Below are 15,830 nucleotides of genomic sequence, written 5' to 3' on the forward strand. Positions count from 1 at the left end.
CGAGGAGTTCGGCTGACCTGCTTCACCCCTGGAGCCGGGTTTCGGCCTGGGCCAGGAAGACATCGAGCACCCCGTCGCCGACCTGAGGCTGGGCCGCGCCCCAGCGGTTGCGCGGCGGGCTGACCCGGATCGCGCGGGCCTGCCGCTGCAGCTCACGCGACTCGGCGAGCAACGCGGCGGCCTTGGTCTCGTCTCCGGCCTGCCGAGCCTGGAGCGCGTCTAGCGTGGTCACCATCGCCCTGCCCCACAGCTCGGTGGCGTTCAGCCACGACGCGGCGTCATCGGTGAAGCCCTTCTCCACCGACCCGCCGCGGATGGTGGCCGGCGCCGTGGCGATGGCCTTCGCGTACGGACGCAGCGCGGCGATCGCGTCGGCGGGCCGCCCGCCGTCCCATCCCCGCCAGAACTCGGCCACCCGCGCGGCGAGCTCGGGTGCCTGGGGCTGCCAAGGGGTGCCGCCGAAGGTCGGCGCCATATGCTCCAGGTCGCCGAAGACCAGCAGGGCCTCGGTGGCCGCCTTGTCGCCGCCGGCGAGATAGGCCATCGCGCGCGGCCAGCTCTTCCTCGCGTCGTACGCTCTGTCGTTCCAGGTGAAGTCCGCGGCGCCGAAGACCGCGACCTTGCTCGCGTACGGCTGGTTCATCGGGTTGGCCACGATGCCGGACAGGTGCGCGGCCAGGCCGCCCTCACGCTTGTCGTAGGGGGCCAGGAGCAGTCGGCCGCTGGTGTTGCCGTAGTCGTTGACCGGGTAGTTGTCCCAGACGAACACCTTGCGGCCGAACAGCTCCGCCGCCTTCTCGGCCTGCGCGTTGGTGATCTCTGGAGGCACGGTGTCGGTGCCGGTCCACATCACCTCGATCGCGGGATCGAGGGAGGCCCGCATGGTCTGCTTGTACGTGGTGTCGGTCAGATCGCCGTACTCGGTGGGCACCATCTGCAGCCGCTGGGCGCCCTCGTGGGTGGCGATGAAGTTTCGCTGCAGGTCGTTGAGCAGATCGACCTGGGCCTTCGCCGCGGCGGTGCGCCCGGCCGTGCCGTACGCGGCCTCATCCGCCGCGCAGTTCCAGCTGGTGTAGCTGATGTCGTCCAGCGGGATGGAGAACGCCCTGGCGCCCAGGTCGTAGAGCGCTTGCAGCTTCCGCTTGAGGGTGTCGCGGTCCGCCTGGTCGGAGTAGCAGATCGACACGCCCGGGGACAGCGCGAAGGTGAAGCGGACATGGTTCGCGGCGGCCCTGGTCACCAGCTCGCCCAGTTCGGCGAGCTTGGCCGCCGGGTAGGGGTCGCGCCACTTGTCGCGGTGGTAGGGATCGTCCTTGGGGGCGTAGATGTAGGTGTTGGCCTTGACGTCGCCGTAGAAGTTCATCTGGTCGAGGCGTTCGGCGTGTGTCCACGGCGCGCCGTAGAAGCCCTCGATGGTGCCGCGCAGCGGCATGGACGGGAAGTCGCTGACCTGGACCCCCGCCACCGTCCAGCCGTCGCTGGCGGGGACGAACAACTGGCGCAGCGTTTGTACGGCATAGAACTGGCCCGCCGCGTCCCTGCCGCCGAGAGCGATCTGGCGCGACCGGCCGCCGGAGACCCTTAACGCGTATCCCTCGGCTTTGTCGGGCACGACCGCGTCGCCGAGCGCCCGCGCGATGTCCGGGCGTGCCGCGGGGCCGAGGCGCACCGTGAGCAGGCCGGCCGTGGGGGTCCGGTCAGGGGCGATGATGTCCACCCGGTCGGCGCCGTGTGCCTTGAGTTCCCGTACGAGGCGGTCGCGGGCGGCGGGGTCGGTCTGGTCGTCGGCGATCACGAGCACCCGGCTGGTGACGACGGCGGCCGCGCCGACGCCGCTCAGCGATTGCGGAGTCGGCGACACCGAGGGTAAGGAGCCGCTCGGAACAGGAGCGGAATAGGCCGCGGGGATGGGCAGGAGTGCCCCGGCGCACAGGGCCGCGGCCAGTGCGAGGACCGCGGTGGGGGTGATCTTGCGACTTCTCACGGAACTCTCCATTCGTCTGTGTCGGCTGGAGGGGCGGTGCTGGCACGTAGCACGAGGTCGGGGGTGGGAGCCTGCACCGCACGGGGCTCAGGACGCTCGGCCATCACGTGGAGCAGTTCGGTCGCGGTGAGCGTGCCGAGCGCGAACGTGTCGCGAGTGAGCGCGGTGATCGAGGGGTGCGGCAGCTGGGTGAGGATGGAGTCGTCGAAGGACACGATGGAGACGTCACCAGGCACCCGTACGGCCAGCTCGGTAGCCACGCCCAGGCCCGCCGCCGCCATGACGTCGCTGTCGTAGATGATCGCCGTGCACGGAGGGCTCGACGCCAGCAGCCGGCGCGTGGCCGAGGCGCCTTGGGTGTCGGAGTAGTCGGTCGCCACGCTCACGATGTCGATGCCGAGCGTCTCGCGCCCGTCGGCGATGGCCTGGAGGCGGCGTCGCGTGTGCTGGTAGGAGGGGATGCCGCCGACGTGGCCGATGTGCCGGTGGCCGAGCCCGGCGAGGTAGGCGAGGACGCGCGTCATCGCCGCGTGGTCGTCGACCCAGACGCTGGTCAGGGGCAAGGGGGCCCCGTGGCCGCCCAGGACGACGGCGGGTATGCGGAGGTCGGCGACGAGCCGCGGCCGTACGTCGTCCACCGCGAGGTCGAAGAGCACGAGCCCGTCGACCCGGTTCTCGGCGGCCCAGCGGCGATAGACGGCCACCTCCGCCTGGGTGTCCTCGACGATGAGGAGTTGCGTGGCGATGCCCTCGTTGGACAGGCGGGACTGCAGGCCGGACAGGACGTGCGCGAAGAACGGCTCGACGCCCAGCGTGCGGGCCGGACGTGCGATGACGATGCCGACCGCGTCGTTGTTGGCCCCCTTGAGGGCGCGCGCGGCCCGGTGTGGGCGCCAGTTGAGCTCCTCGGCGACGTCGAGGATGCGCTTGCGCGTCGCGTCGCTGATGCCCGGACGGGCGTTGAACGCCAGCGACACCGCCGAGACGGAGACGCCCGCCAGCCGCGCGATGTCGGTGCTTCGCAGCCGGGCCGGCGCGGCACCCCGGGAAGGGCCCGATGAAGCGGCGGCATCCTGGGGCGGAACCTCATCTTTCGGCGGCATCGCTCCTCCATCGTCGTTACGCAAACGAGACGATCCTCCCCGGTGACCTTGAGGACTCAAACGTATTAGTCTGCGGTCACTCAGGACAACTAAAACGTATCAGGCATATTGTCATATCTCCGCTACGGAGAGGTACGAGATGCACAACCACCTCAGCCGCACGCTTGAGCGGCTCACCCGCGTGAAGCGCGAACGGATCCTGTCCCGGACGCACACCCGGCTGTCGGGTGTCGACGTTGAGGCATGGACGGTCGCGGACGACGGGGAGCCGGTGAGCGCCCGGCATGCCCTCGGGCTCGCCCGCGATCCCGGCCGCACCCCTCCCGGTTACCGCCCCTTCCCGCTGGGCGCGGCCTGGGGGGAGGCGTGGTCGACGACCTGGTTCCGGATTCGGGGCACGGTCGGACCGCAGGGGGACACCCCCGTCGACCTCGTGCTCGACCTGGGCTGGTTCGACCACTCCGTGGGCGGTCATTGCGAGGGCCTGGTCTTCACCCGGGACGGCACGATCGTCAAAGGCCTGCACCCTCGGCAGTCCGCCATCCGGTTACGGGGCGACGGAGCCGTCCCCGGTGTGCTCGACGCCGATGGCGCGTTCCTGCTCTACGTCGAGGCGGCGGCGAACCCCCTGCTGCTCGGGTTGCCGCCGTTCGTGGTCACCGAACTGGGTGAGAAGCGGGCGGAGGAGGAGTTCGAGCAGTTCAGGCTGCGTCGCGCGGAGGTCGCCGCGTTCTCGCCCGAGATTCACGCCCTGAGCTGCGATCTGGACGTCGCCGGCGGGCTCGCCGCCGAGCTGAGCCCGGACGAGCCGCGTCACTGGCGGCTGCTGCGCGCGATAGAGGAGGCCCTGGACGCCTACGACGAGGCGGACGCCGAGGCCGGCGCCCGGCGGGCGCGCGCGATCCTCGCCCCGCTCCTGGCCGCGCCGGCGCACGCCAGCGCCCACCGGATCACCGCCGTCGGGCACGCGCACATGGACACGGCGTGGCTGTGGCCGCTGCGCGAGACGGTACGCAAGCTCGCCCGTACGGTCTCCAACGCGCTCGCCCTGCTCGACCAGGACCCCTCGCTGGTGTACACGATGTCGGCGGCGCAGCACTTCAGCTGGCTCGAAGAGCACTATCCGGAGCTGTTCGAGAGGGTGCGACACCATGTCGAGCAGGGCCGGTTCGTACCGGTCGGCGGCATGTGGGTCGAGGCGGACGGCGTCATTCCCACCGGCGAGTCGATGGTGCGCCAGCTGACCTACGGCAAGAGGTACTTCATCGACCGATTCGGCAGGGAACCACGGGAGATGTGGCTGCCCGACTCGTTCGGCTACTCGGGCGCCCTGCCGCAATTGGCCCGCCGGGCCGGGTCCCGCTGGTTCCTGACCCAGAAGATCTCCTGGAACGACACCACGGTCTTCCCGCATCACTCCTTCTGGTGGGAGGGCATCGACGGCACGCGGATCTTCACCCACTTCCCGCCCGCGGAGACGTACGCCGCCGAGGTGACCGCCGCCGAACTCCGCCATGCCGTCACCACCTTCAAGGACAAGGCGATCGCCTCCCATTCGCTGCTGCCCTACGGGTACGGCGACGGAGGCGGCGGACCCACCAGGGAGATGGCCGAGCGGCTGCGCCGCTTCGCCGACCTGGAAGGCGCGCCACGCGTGACCTCCAGGTCGCCGGCGGAGTTCTTCCGGGAGGCCGAGGCCGAACTGCGCGACGCCGGGCCACTGGAGCCGGTCTACCGTGGCGAGCTCTACCTGGAGTTGCACCGAGGCACCCTGACCTCGCAGGCGGCCATGAAGCGGCACAATCGGCGCTGCGAGTCGCTGCTGCGGGCGGCGGAATATCTCAGCGCGGCGGCGAGCGCACTGCGTGGGGCGCCCTATCCGCACGCGGACCTGGACGACATCTGGCGCACCGTGCTGCTCCACCAGTTCCACGACATCCTCCCGGGCACCTCGATCGCCTGGGTGCACCGCGAGGCCCGAGACACCTATCGGGCGATCGAGGAACGGCTGACCGACCTGATCAAACAGGCGAGCGCGGCACTGGGCGACGGTGAAAGCGGCCGGGTAGGGAGTGTGCTCCCCCCGTTCGCCACAGCGGAACCGGACACGCGCGCCGTCGAGGTCACCGACGACGGCGGCACCGTACTGGAGGACGGCCTGCTGCGGGTCGTGATCGGCGACGACGGCCACGTCACCTCGCTCCTCGACGTGCGCAGCGGCCGGGAGGTCGTCCCGCCCGGCCGGCGCCTCAACGAGCTGCAGCTCTTCCGTGACGAGCCGGTGCGCTGGGACGCCTGGGACGTGGACCGGCACACGCTGCGCCACCCCCAGGTGCTCGACCAGGTCACCAGTCGGAGAGTGGTCCGCGACGGGCCCGACGCCGGTGTGGAGGTGGTCCGGCGGGTCGGCACGTCGACGATCACGCTGACCATGTGGCTGCGCGCCGGCACCGGGCGGTTCGAGACCGATTGCGCCGTCGACTGGCAGGAGCGCGAACGCCTGCTGAAGGTGGCCGTCCCGGTGCGGGTCATGGCGCGGACCGCGCGGTTCGAGACCCAGTACGGATACGTCGAACGCCCGCTGCTGTCGAACACCGCGACCGAGGAGGCGATGTTCGAGGCCGCGATGCACCGCTACGTCCAGGTGGGCGACGGTGACTTCGGCGTCGCGATCGTCAACGACTCGATGTACGGAGCCGACGCCCGCGCCGACGGCGACTCCACCGTGGTCCGGCTGTCCCTGCTGCGGAGCGCCCGCTTCCCCGACCCCCGCGCCGACATGGGCACCCATGCCTTCCGCTGGGCGGTGCTGCCCGGCGCGGACGTGCCCGCCGCGGCCGAGGCCGCCTACGCGTTCAACGCGCCCGACATCGCCGGGCTGTCCCGGCTGGCGCCGCTGGTACGGCTGGAGCCGCTCACCGGGCACGCGCTCATCGACTGGGTGAAGCAGGCCGACGACGGCTCCGGGGACCTCGTCGTACGGGTGTACGAGACGCGGGGCGGACGGGCGAGCGCCCGGCTGCACTGCCACGAGGAACTCGCCGCGGGAGCCGTCCTGTGGGAGACCGACCTGCTCGAACGCGAGCTCGGCGACGAACGCGAGCCCGGCGGCGACGAGGACCTGTTGCCCGTGGCACTGGCCGGGGGACGCCGTCCCGTGAGCGAGGCCCGGCTGGATCTCGGCCCCTTCCAGGTGGCGACCCTGCGGATCGCCCCTCACGCATCACCTAAGGAGGACCCCCAATGACCAGAATCGGAAGAGGCTGGACCGGCGTCGCGGCACTCGCCCTGGGATCGCTGCTGCTGTCCGGGTGCGGCGGCGGTGACACGACGCAGAAGGCGTCGGGCGGAAAGCTGTCGGGATCGATCGCGTTCCAGACCTGGAACCTGAAGAACGACAAGTTCACGCCCTACTTCACCGAGCTCATCGCCGCCTTCGAGAAGGCCAATCCGGGCACCGACATCAAGTGGGTGGACCAGCCAGCCGAGGGCTACCAGGACAAGCTGTCCGCCGACGCCGCGGCGGGGGCGCTCCCCGACGTCGTCGACATGGGCCCCGAGGCCGCCTACACCCTGGCCCAGGCGGGGGTCCTGCTCGACCTCAACAAGGCCGACCCCCAGGCCAAGGGCTTGTTCCTGGACAAGGCGTGGCAGGCGATGACGTTCAGCGGCTTGGGCGGCGGGACCTACGGCTATCCGTGGTACCTGAACACCGGGCCGTCGTTCTTCAACAAGGCGCTGTTCAAGAAGTGCGGCCTGGACCCGGAGAAGCTGCCCGCCACTTATGACGAGCTGTTCACCCAGGCCGAGACCATGGCCAAGAACTGCTCGGACGTGTCGATGATCGTCAGGATGCCGGCCATCGAGAACTTCGGCGAGTACGGCGTGCCCCTCATGGACGCCGCGGGCAAGCAGTTCACCTACAACGACGCCAAAGGCGTGGAGTTCGTCGAGCGCTACAAGAAGCTGTACGCCGGCAGGGGCCTGACCCAGGAGTCGCTGAACAACCTCCAGACCAAGGAGGTGGAGGAGTTCAAGGCCGGGCGGCTGGCGTACCTGTCGGGCAGCTCGTACACGCTCAACGACCTGAAGGACACCGCGCCCGACATCTACAAGAATCTCGGGATCGGGCCGCGAATCAGCACCGCCGCGCCCAACATGTACATCGAGTCGCTCGTCGTGAACGCCACCGGCAAGAACCAGCCGCTGGCCATGGCCTTCGCCAAGTACGTGACCAACCCCGCCAACCAGCTCGCCTTCGGCAAGAAGGCCTCGGTGTTCCCCTCGTCGGCCGGGTCGATGGACGACGAGTACTTCACCAAGGACGACGGCGACCCCGCCACGAAGGTGCGGCTGGAGAGCGCCGCCCAGGTCAAGAAGGCGATCGTGTGGTGGCCCCCGGCGTTCTCCGGCTCGACCGACGCCGAGACGCTGCGCGAGCAGATCGCCCAGGCGCTGCTGGGCAAGAAGACGGTGAAAGAGGCGCTGGACGCGTCGGTGAAGTACTCCAACGACCGGCTGGCCTCGCACGGATGACGACCAAGCATCAGGTGTCCCCGCCACGCGGCGGGGACACCGCTCTGGCCACCCACCGGTGGCGGGCGACTCCGTGGCTGTTCCTGCTGCCGGGGCTGGCCGTCGTCGTTCTCCTGGTCCTCGTGCCGTTCGTGAACACGCTGCGGCTGGCGTTCACGGACTCGATGCTGCTGCGGCCGGGGGACTTCGTCGGGCTGGACAACTTCCGGCGGATGTTCGACGACGAGCGGTTCGGCACCGCGCTGCTGAACTCCAGCCTGTACGTGGTGTGCGTCGTGCCGTTCATGGTGGGGCTGCCCCTCGTCCTGGCCTCGCTGCTCAGCGGCGCCGGGCGGCTCATGGGGTTCTTCCGCACCACCATGTACCTGCCGGTGATCATGTCGCCGGTGATCGTCGGCTTGATCTGGACGAACCTGCTCGACAAGCAGGGCCTGGTGAACGAGCTGCTCGGCACGCTCAAGGTCGTCGCCCAGCCGGTGCCGTTCCTCACCGACCGCTGGCTGCTGCTGTTCAGCGCGATGTTCGTCACCGTGTGGACGGGCCTGGGCTACTACATGGTCATCTACCTTGCCGCGCTGGCGAACATCGACCCGAGCCTGTACGACGCGGCGGCGATGGACGGAGCCGGCCCGGTGCGTACCTTCCTGAACGTCACCGTTCCGGGCGTGCGTTCGACGATGGCGCTCATCGGTGTCCTGTCCTCCGTGGCGGCCTTCCGGGTCTTCGGTGAGATCTACGTGCTCACCGACGGCACCGGAGGCGTGGGCGGCGGCGATCTCACGATGACCATGCTCATCCAGCGCGAAGGCACCGGCCTGCAGGCGCGTACCGGGTACGCCGGCGCGATCAGCCTGGTCATGTCCGTCATCCTCGGCGCGCTGCTGATCGCGCAGCTCGTCATGCAGCGCAAGCAGAGGACCTTCTGATGCCCACCTCCGCCGCCGGACGGCGGCGCGTCTCGCCGGGCCTCGTCGGCCGCTACCTGATCCTCATCCTGATGGCCGTGCTGCTGGCCGGACCGCTGCTCTGGCAGCTCTCGCTGTCACTCAAGGGCGCCGGCGACGACCTGTACGCCCGGCCGCCCGAGCTGATCCCCGGCCATCCCACGCCGGCGAACTTCGCCACGGTGCTCGACCGCATCCCCGTACCCCACTACCTGGTCAACTCCCTGATGGTGGCCGCCATGGCCGTCGCGGGGAACGTGGTGGGGGCCACCTGCGCCGGCTACGCCCTGGGCAAGCTGCGCTTCCGCGGGCGCGGGGTGGCGGCCGGGATCTTCGTCGCGGCCCTGCTCGTCCCGGCCGAGACCGTCCTCATCTCCCAGTTCCTGCTGGTCAGGGGTGCCGGTCTGGCCAACACCCTGCTGGGTGTCGTCCTGCCGACGATCGTGGCCGCGCTGAACGTGCTGCTGATGCGCAACGCGTTCGCCAACCTGCCCGCCGAGTTCGACGAGGCGGCCGTCATCGACGGCGCCAACGCCTGGCAGCGGTTCATCCGCGTCTCCGTCCCCCAGGTCAAAGGCGTCATCACCGTCGTGGCGATCTTCGCCTTCGTCGGCTCGTGGAACGACTTCCTGTGGCCCCTCATCGTGCTGTCCGACGAGGACAACTACACCCTCACCGTCGGACTGAACCGCCTGCGCGGCACCTTCTACGACGATCCACGCCTCATCGCGGCCGGCACGATCATCGCCTTGGTGCCCATCGTCACGTTCTTCGCCATGTTGCAGCGCTACTTCTTCCGCGGGCTCGAAGCGGGAGGCTTGAAAGGGTGAAATGCTGAGATTCGGGGTCAACTACACGCCTTCCCGGGACTGGTTCTACTCCTGGCTGGATCCGGACTGGGCGGTCACCCGGCGCGACATGGCGGCCCTCGCCGGTCTCGGCCTGGACCACGTCCGGGTCATGCCGCTGTGGCCCGTTCTGCAGCCGAACCGGACGCTGATCCGCCGCCGCGCCCTCGACGACGTGCGCCGCGTCGTGGAGATCGCCGGCGAGGCCGGCCTCGACGCAGGCGTGGACATCTTGCAGGGCCACCTGTCGGGGTTCGACTTCGTGCCGAGCTGGCTGACGGACTGGCACCGGCGCAGCATGTTCACCGACCCCGACGCCATCGCCGCGCAGGCCGAGCTGGTCGAGGCCCTCGACGGGCACCTGTACGACCTGCCCAACTTCCTCGGCCTGACCCTGGGCAACGAGGTCAACCAGTTCACCTCCGCCCTGCACCCGAGCCCGATGCCGGCCACCGCGCAACAGGTCACGGCCTGGCTCCGGGCGCTGCACGGCGAAGGCCCGCGCGACCGGCGCCATTTCCGGCTCAACGCCGAATACGACGCCGTCTGGTACGCCGACGGCCACGCCTTCACCCCCGCGCACTCCGCCCGGCACGGCCAGATGAGCGTGATCCACTCGTGGATCTTCAACGGCACGGCGCAGGGGTACGGCGCGATGTCGCACGAGAGCGTCAGCCACGCCGCGTACCTCATCGAACTGTCACGCGCCTTCGCCCTCGACCCGGCCCGCCCGGTGTGGCTGCAGGAGGTCGGCGCGCCGCTCAACCACCTCACCGAGGACCAGGCGCCCGACTTCTGTGAGGCGACCGTGCGCGCGGCGGCCGACAGCGACGCCCTGTGGGGCGTCACGTGGTGGTGCTCGCACGACGTGGAACGCCGGCTGGCCGACTTCCCCGGCCTGGAGTACAGCCTCGGCCTGATCGACGCCGACGCCACCGTCAAGCCGATCGGCCGGCGCTTCGCCGAACTGGCCGCCGAGCTGCGGCACCGGCCGCGCCCTTCTCCAAGGCGGGAGGCGGTCGTCGTACCGGTCGACTCCGAGGACGTTCCCGTGTCCCGGGCGGAGCTGTCTCCCGGTGGCGGCGTCTTCGAGACCTGGATGGGCCGCGCCCGCGCCGGAGCCCGTCCCACTCTGGTCACCTCCACGGTCGCGGGCGACCCGTCGGCGCTGCGCGCTCGCGGCGTCGAACGGCTCGTCCACGCCGAGCCGACGGGGCGTACGTTCTACAGCTCCGTCAGCGACGTGGAGGTACTCAACCGGACGGCCGCGCATGCGGAACGCTGAGTCGGCGGAACCGCTGCTCGCCGGGCCCGTGGAGCCGTGCGCGCGGGGCGCTGGGCCGGTGGAGCCGTTGCCCGCCGAGCCCGTGGAGCGGCTGCTCGGCGAGCTGTCCCTGCGGGAGAAGGTCGGCCAGCTCAACCAGCGGCTTTTCGGCTGGCAGGCCGTCGAGCGGGCTCCGCGAGGCGGTTTCCGGCTCACCGACCTCGCCCGCGCCGAGCTCGACCGGTGGGGCGGGCTCGGCGCGCTGTACGGAGTCTTCCGCGCCGACGCCTGGTCGGGCCGCTCATGGGCCGACGGGATCCGGCCGGAGGAACGCGCCGAGGTCGCGGCCCTCGTCCAAGACGAGGTGTCGCGGTCCGGCGGGCACCGCATCGGGGTGCTGCTGTCGGAAGAGGCCCCGCACGGGCACCAGGCGCTGGGCGGGACGCTGCTGCCCACCAACCTCGCGGTGGCCGCGGGCTGGGATCCGGAGCTGCTGACCGAGGCCGCGGCCGCCGTCGCGGCCGAGCTCGCGGCCAGCGGGGTGCACCTGGCCCTGGTATCCGCGCTCGACCTGCTGCGCGACCCGCGCTGGGGCCGGGCGGAGGAGTGCTTCGGAGAGGATCCGCTGCTGGCGGCGGAGCTCACCAGGGCGCTGGTGATCGGCATGCAGGGCAGTGATCGCGGCGCGGTGGGTCGCGGCGGGGTCGCGATCGTCCTCAAGCATCTGGCCGCCCAAGGCGAGGCCGTCGGCGGGCGCAACGGCCAATCCGCCGTCATCGGCCCCCGCGACCTGCGCGAGCTGCATCTCCCGGCCGTACGGGCCGCAGTGGAGGCCGGGGCCATGGGGTTCATGGCGGCCTACAACGACATCGACGGGGTGCCATGCTGCGCCAACCGCGACCTCCTCACCGGCTTTCTGCGGGCCGAGTGCGGTTTCGACGGGATCGTCATGGCCGACGGCCTGGCCGTGGATCGGCTCATCGCGATGACAGGCGACGCGACGACCGCCGCCGTGGCCGCGATCGAGGCCGGTGTGGATCTGTCGCTCTGGGACGACTCCTTCGGCCTGCTGGAACAGGCTGCAGGTGAGGATCCGCGAGTGGCTGAGCTGGTCGATAACGCCTGCCGCCGAGTGCTCACACTCAAGCAGCGTGTCGGCCTGCTCGCGGACCATACGTCCGCGACCGGTCCGGCCACGTCCGCGACCGGTCCCGCCACCCCGGCCGCTCGCGACAGGCTCACCTTGGCCGCTCGCACCGCCGACGACCTCGCGCGGGCCTCCCGTGTCGCTGACGGCCTCTCGCGTCGTCTGGCCCGGCAGTCGCTGGTCCTGCTGCACAACGCCGACGCCCTCCTGCCCCTCGACCGGCGGACCCTGACCAAGGTGGTTCTCGCCGGTCCGAACGCCCGCGACGTCACCGCCCTGCTGGGCGACTACGTACCGCCCCTGCCCACGGGGTCGGCCGCCGGACTGGACCTGGCGCTGCGGCAGGCGCTACCGCGAACCGAGGTGGTGTGCACCCCTGGAGCACCCACGGCGGCCGAGCTGAGCGGCGCCGACGTCGTGATCCTGGCGCTCGGCGGGACGAGCCACCGCACGTACGCGGAGGACTTCGCCGCCAACGGAGCGATCACCGGACCGGCGGCCGTCGCGACCGCCGGGGAGGGCGTCGACCTGGCCGACATAACCCTGCCCGGCGGTCAGGACGACCTGATCGCCGCCGTCCGCGCGCAGGCAGGCTGCCCCGTGGTGGCCGTCGTCATCGCCGGCCGTGCGCACGTGCTCACCGGCGTACTGGCCCACACCGACGCCCTGCTGTGGGCCGGCTACCCCGGTCCGCACGGCGGCCACGCGATCGTCGACGCGCTGCTCGGCGGCTACGAGCCGGTCGGCCGCCTGCCGTTCACCGCGCCACGCCATCCGGGGGCCGTACCGGTACGCCACAACGACCGGCACCCGGCCCACGGCGTCTACCAGGACGCGCCGGACCCGGTGCTCTTCCCCTTCGGCTCCGGCCTGCGCTACCGGCCCATCCGGTTCGACCGCCTGACCACGGCGGCACACGCGGACACGATCGAGGTCAGCGTCGAGGTCGTCAACCCTGACGCCACCGAAGCCGAGGTCGTCGTGCCGGTGTTCGGGCGGCGTACCGGAGGCATCGCGTTGCCTCGCCTCCGCGAACTGCTCGCCTTCCGCCGGGTCACCGTCCCACCGGGCGCCCGTACCACCGTCGTCTGGAACCTGTCCGAGGCGCGCTGCTTCGCCGAGGGCGCGACGGACCGGGCCGTCACCGACCTGTACGTCGAAGACCTGCACGCGACCATCCGACCATTCAGTCACCCCCAGGCCGCCATCCACTCCGGATCGGCCGAGCCCATTCCCGACAGTGAGGAGTTGTGATGGCCCGATCACATCGCAGACGGGCGACGACCCGTGCGGGAACCGCCGCCCTGGCCGCCATGCTCGCCGTCGTGCTCACCGCCGGCGGTGCCGCCGCCAGCGACACGCTGCCCTGGACGGGCGACAGCGCGGTCGGTGCCAACCAGCCGTACCAGCACGGCTACTCCGTCACCGACCTGCTGCGCTGGAACCCCGCCGACGACGCCCACGCCGAGCTCCTACGCGCCAAGGTGCCGCTCCAGAAGCGCAACGCCGCCAACGCCGCCACGCAACGCAACCCGGCGCTGCCCGCCGCCACCCAGCAGCTGACCCTGGCCGGCGACTATGGCAACGCCTTCTTCGAAAGCCACTCGTATACAAACGAGTTCAGCCAGTACCTGTTCTCCTACTGGCAGTACGCCGACTTCTACGGCTCGTGGCACGGCATGCCCACCGAGGGGGTGCCGACGAGCTACTACGACCCGACCAAGGATTGGCGGGAGAAGTGGTTCGAGTTCGGGATGCTCAACCTCCCGAACCCCGGATACACCAACGCGGCCCACGCGAACGGGGTGCGCTCGCTGGGCTGCCTCTTCTTCTCCGACAACGACCGCGGCGACCAGACCTACAACGAGCTCCTGGTCCGTGACGCCGACGGCGGGTTCCCCGTCGCCGCCAAGCTGATCCAGACGGCCAAGTTCTACGGCTTCGACGGCTACTTCATCAACCAGGAGGCGCGGGTCGCGCCGGCCGACATCCCGGCGTACAAGGAGTTCCTGCGGCAACTGCGCGAGGGCGGCCTCTACGTGCAGTGGTACGACTCCATCGACAACTCCACCGGCGCCATTTCGTACCAGAACGAGTTCAACGCGGTCAACGGCCCGTTCGTGCGCGACGCGAAACTAGGCGACGTGTCCGACTCCATCTTCCTCAACTACTGGTGGAACAGGACCAAGCTCACCAACTCCAAGAGCTACGCCGCCGGCCTCGGGCTGGACTCCCGCAAGAGCGTCTTCGCCGGCGTCGAGGCCGGGCAGTACCAGTTCAACCAGCCGTACAACCTCGATGACAACCTCGACGCCAACGGCGCGCCGATGAACGCCATCGCCACCCTCGGCGCCGACTTCGTCTCCTCCGACTACGCGAACAAGACCGACGACGCCGCCCAGCGGGACGTCTTCGACCGGGAACGCCGCTGGTGGACCGGCTCCTCAGCCGGCACCACCACGCCGGAGGGGACCTGGAAGGGCATCTCCAAGTACGTCGCCGAACGCTCCGTCATCGGCGGCACCACGTTCGCCACCTCCTTCAACACCGGCCACGGCCTGTCCACCTGGACCAAGGGCCGGCTGTCCAGCCAGCAGGAGTGGGGCAACATCAACCTCCAGGACATCCCGGTGACCTGGCAGTGGTGGGTGGACGCGTCCGGAACGCCGCTCAACGCCGACTTCGACTACGGCCCCGCGTACACACCGGCGAGCCGGTTCTCCTACCAGAAGATCGGCGCCTACAACGGCGGCAGCTCCCTCGTCCTCAGCGGGACCCTCGACAGTGACAACACCGTGCGTCTCTACAAGACGGACCTGCGGATCAACAAGCGCTCGACACTGGACCTGACCTACAACAAGCCCTCGGCCAGCGACGACTCCGAACTCCGACTCGGCCTCGTCCTCGCCTCCGATCCGGCGAAGGTGATCCAGCTCCCGCTGACCGGCTCGGGCCGGCGTACCACGGGCTGGACGACCCGGTCGGCCGACCTGTCGGCGTACGCCGGTCAGAAGGTGGCCGCGCTCGGCCTGGTCGTCGCCGCCGGCGCCCGCCCCATCCCGGGATACCAGGTCAACCTCGGCGCACTGGCCCTGCGCGACGGCACGAACCACACCCCTGCCGCGCCGCAGGACCTGCGCATCACCGAGCTGCTCCCCGCGACCGGCGAACTGTTCCTGTCCTGGAAGCGCTCCGCCTACGACAAGGTACGCCGCTACGACGTCTACCTGGACGACACCTACCTCGGCGGCGCCTACGACGACGTCTACTACGTCAAGCGCTTCACGGCCACCGCGGGCACGATCAAGCTGGTGGCGGTCGGCCCGGACGGGTCGGAGAGCCCGGCGGCGACCACGTCGTTCGACCTGTCCACGGCGCCGGGCAAGGCGCAGGCGTCGGCGAAGCCGGACGGCACGCTGACGGCCACCTGGACACCCCCGGCGAGCGGGCAGCCGATCACGCTGAAGGTCACAAGCCTCGACACCGCGCATCCGTACACCAAGGAGGTCGAAGTCCCCGGAACGAGCTCGAGCACGACGCTGACCGGCGTACCCGTCAACGGCGACGGCTACCTCCTGACCCTGCGGTCGGGAACGGGCACGGTCACCGGGGTACGCGGGACGTTCGCCGACACCGAGATCAGCCCCTACCCGGCGTCGGCGGTGGCGATCAACGGGAACACCTTCACGTTCTCCCGGCCGACGCTTCCGGACTGGCACACCCTGACCATCCTTGAGGACGGCCAGGCGAAGTCGTTCACGACGACGTACGGCTCGGGCGCCAAGCCGTACATCATCCGTGGCCGCACCACACGCGCCGCCGAGACGGTGACCATGTCCGGCGCCACCAGCAAGGTGGTCGCCATCCTGGAGGACTACGCCGGCAACAAGGCCACGACGGTGCTTCGCGGCAACTGATCGCGAAAGCCAGGGGAGACGTGGGGGGCGCCGCCGGGGCGCCCCACCGAAATCCACACCCCCCCCCGGCCCGCCCCACACCGGCAG

9 protein-coding genes are annotated in these 15,830 nt (G+C 70.4%); 7 read left to right on the plus strand and 2 right to left on the minus strand.

From position 1 onward, the window contains the following. Window positions 1-22: 22 nt before the first annotated feature. Both AB0L53_RS07735 and AB0L53_RS07740 read right to left on the minus strand, forming a co-directional pair. Entirely contained in the window at window positions 23-1,984 is a 1,962-nt protein-coding gene (locus AB0L53_RS07735; RefSeq protein ID WP_363991894.1) for a beta-N-acetylglucosaminidase domain-containing protein, read from the minus strand. Further along, a complete protein-coding gene (locus AB0L53_RS07740) occupies window positions 1,981-3,087 on the minus strand; it encodes a LacI family DNA-binding transcriptional regulator (protein ID WP_363991897.1) in 1,107 nt (368 codons plus the stop codon). Before AB0L53_RS07740 ends, AB0L53_RS07735 begins: the two co-directional genes overlap by 4 nt. Window positions 3,088-3,226: 139 nt before the next feature. On the opposite strand from AB0L53_RS07740, the gene AB0L53_RS07745 reads away from it, so the two are divergent. From AB0L53_RS07745 to AB0L53_RS07775, 7 genes are read left to right on the plus strand one after another with little or no spacing between them, the layout of a single operon-like run. After that, window positions 3,227-6,334, plus strand: a complete 3,108-nt coding sequence (locus tag AB0L53_RS07745) for a glycoside hydrolase family 38 C-terminal domain-containing protein (protein WP_363991899.1) — start codon at window positions 3,227-3,229, stop codon at window positions 6,332-6,334. After that, window positions 6,331-7,623: a sugar ABC transporter substrate-binding protein gene (locus AB0L53_RS07750; RefSeq protein ID WP_363991902.1), complete on the plus strand. Its 1,293-nt coding sequence runs from the start codon at window positions 6,331-6,333 to the stop codon at window positions 7,621-7,623. The genes AB0L53_RS07745 and AB0L53_RS07750 overlap by 4 nt, the downstream gene beginning before the upstream one ends. Then, window positions 7,620-8,549: a sugar ABC transporter permease gene (locus AB0L53_RS07755; protein WP_363991904.1), complete on the plus strand. Its 930-nt coding sequence runs from the start codon at window positions 7,620-7,622 to the stop codon at window positions 8,547-8,549. The genes AB0L53_RS07750 and AB0L53_RS07755 overlap by 4 nt, the downstream gene beginning before the upstream one ends. After that, window positions 8,549-9,397: a carbohydrate ABC transporter permease gene (locus AB0L53_RS07760; protein ID WP_363991907.1), complete on the plus strand. Its 849-nt coding sequence runs from the start codon at window positions 8,549-8,551 to the stop codon at window positions 9,395-9,397. Before AB0L53_RS07755 ends, AB0L53_RS07760 begins: the two co-directional genes overlap by 1 nt. 1 nt (window position 9,398) lies before the next feature. Next, a complete protein-coding gene (locus AB0L53_RS07765; protein ID WP_363991910.1) occupies window positions 9,399-10,700 on the plus strand; it encodes a glycosyl hydrolase in 1,302 nt (433 codons plus the stop codon). Then, entirely contained in the window at window positions 10,687-13,080 is a 2,394-nt protein-coding gene (locus AB0L53_RS07770) for a glycoside hydrolase family 3 N-terminal domain-containing protein (RefSeq protein ID WP_363991913.1), read from the plus strand. Before AB0L53_RS07765 ends, AB0L53_RS07770 begins: the two co-directional genes overlap by 14 nt. Beyond that, on the plus strand, window positions 13,080-15,743 hold the full coding sequence (locus AB0L53_RS07775; RefSeq protein WP_363991916.1) for a hypothetical protein: 2,664 nt from the start codon (window positions 13,080-13,082) through the stop codon (window positions 15,741-15,743). The genes AB0L53_RS07770 and AB0L53_RS07775 overlap by 1 nt, the downstream gene beginning before the upstream one ends. Window positions 15,744-15,830 lie beyond the last annotated feature (87 nt).

The organism is Nonomuraea sp. NPDC052129 (genome assembly GCF_040680095.1).
Lineage (GTDB): Bacteria > Actinomycetota > Actinomycetes > Streptosporangiales > Streptosporangiaceae > Nonomuraea.

Excerpts from the sequence above, each read along its gene's own strand:
- AB0L53_RS07775 (WP_363991916.1), top strand. The coding sequence starts at position 13,080 with ATGGCCCGATCACATCGCAGACGGGCGACGACCCGTGCGGGAACCGCC.
- AB0L53_RS07740 (WP_363991897.1), bottom strand. The coding sequence starts at position 3,087 with ATGCCGCCGAAAGATGAGGTTCCGCCCCAGGATGCCGCCGCTTCATCG.
- AB0L53_RS07760 (WP_363991907.1), top strand. The coding sequence starts at position 8,549 with ATGCCCACCTCCGCCGCCGGACGGCGGCGCGTCTCGCCGGGCCTCGTC.
- AB0L53_RS07765 (WP_363991910.1), top strand. The coding sequence starts at position 9,399 with ATGCTGAGATTCGGGGTCAACTACACGCCTTCCCGGGACTGGTTCTAC.
- AB0L53_RS07745 (WP_363991899.1), top strand. The coding sequence starts at position 3,227 with ATGCACAACCACCTCAGCCGCACGCTTGAGCGGCTCACCCGCGTGAAG.
- AB0L53_RS07750 (WP_363991902.1), top strand. The coding sequence starts at position 6,331 with ATGACCAGAATCGGAAGAGGCTGGACCGGCGTCGCGGCACTCGCCCTG.
- AB0L53_RS07770 (WP_363991913.1), top strand. The coding sequence starts at position 10,687 with ATGCGGAACGCTGAGTCGGCGGAACCGCTGCTCGCCGGGCCCGTGGAG.
- AB0L53_RS07755 (WP_363991904.1), top strand. The coding sequence starts at position 7,620 with ATGACGACCAAGCATCAGGTGTCCCCGCCACGCGGCGGGGACACCGCT.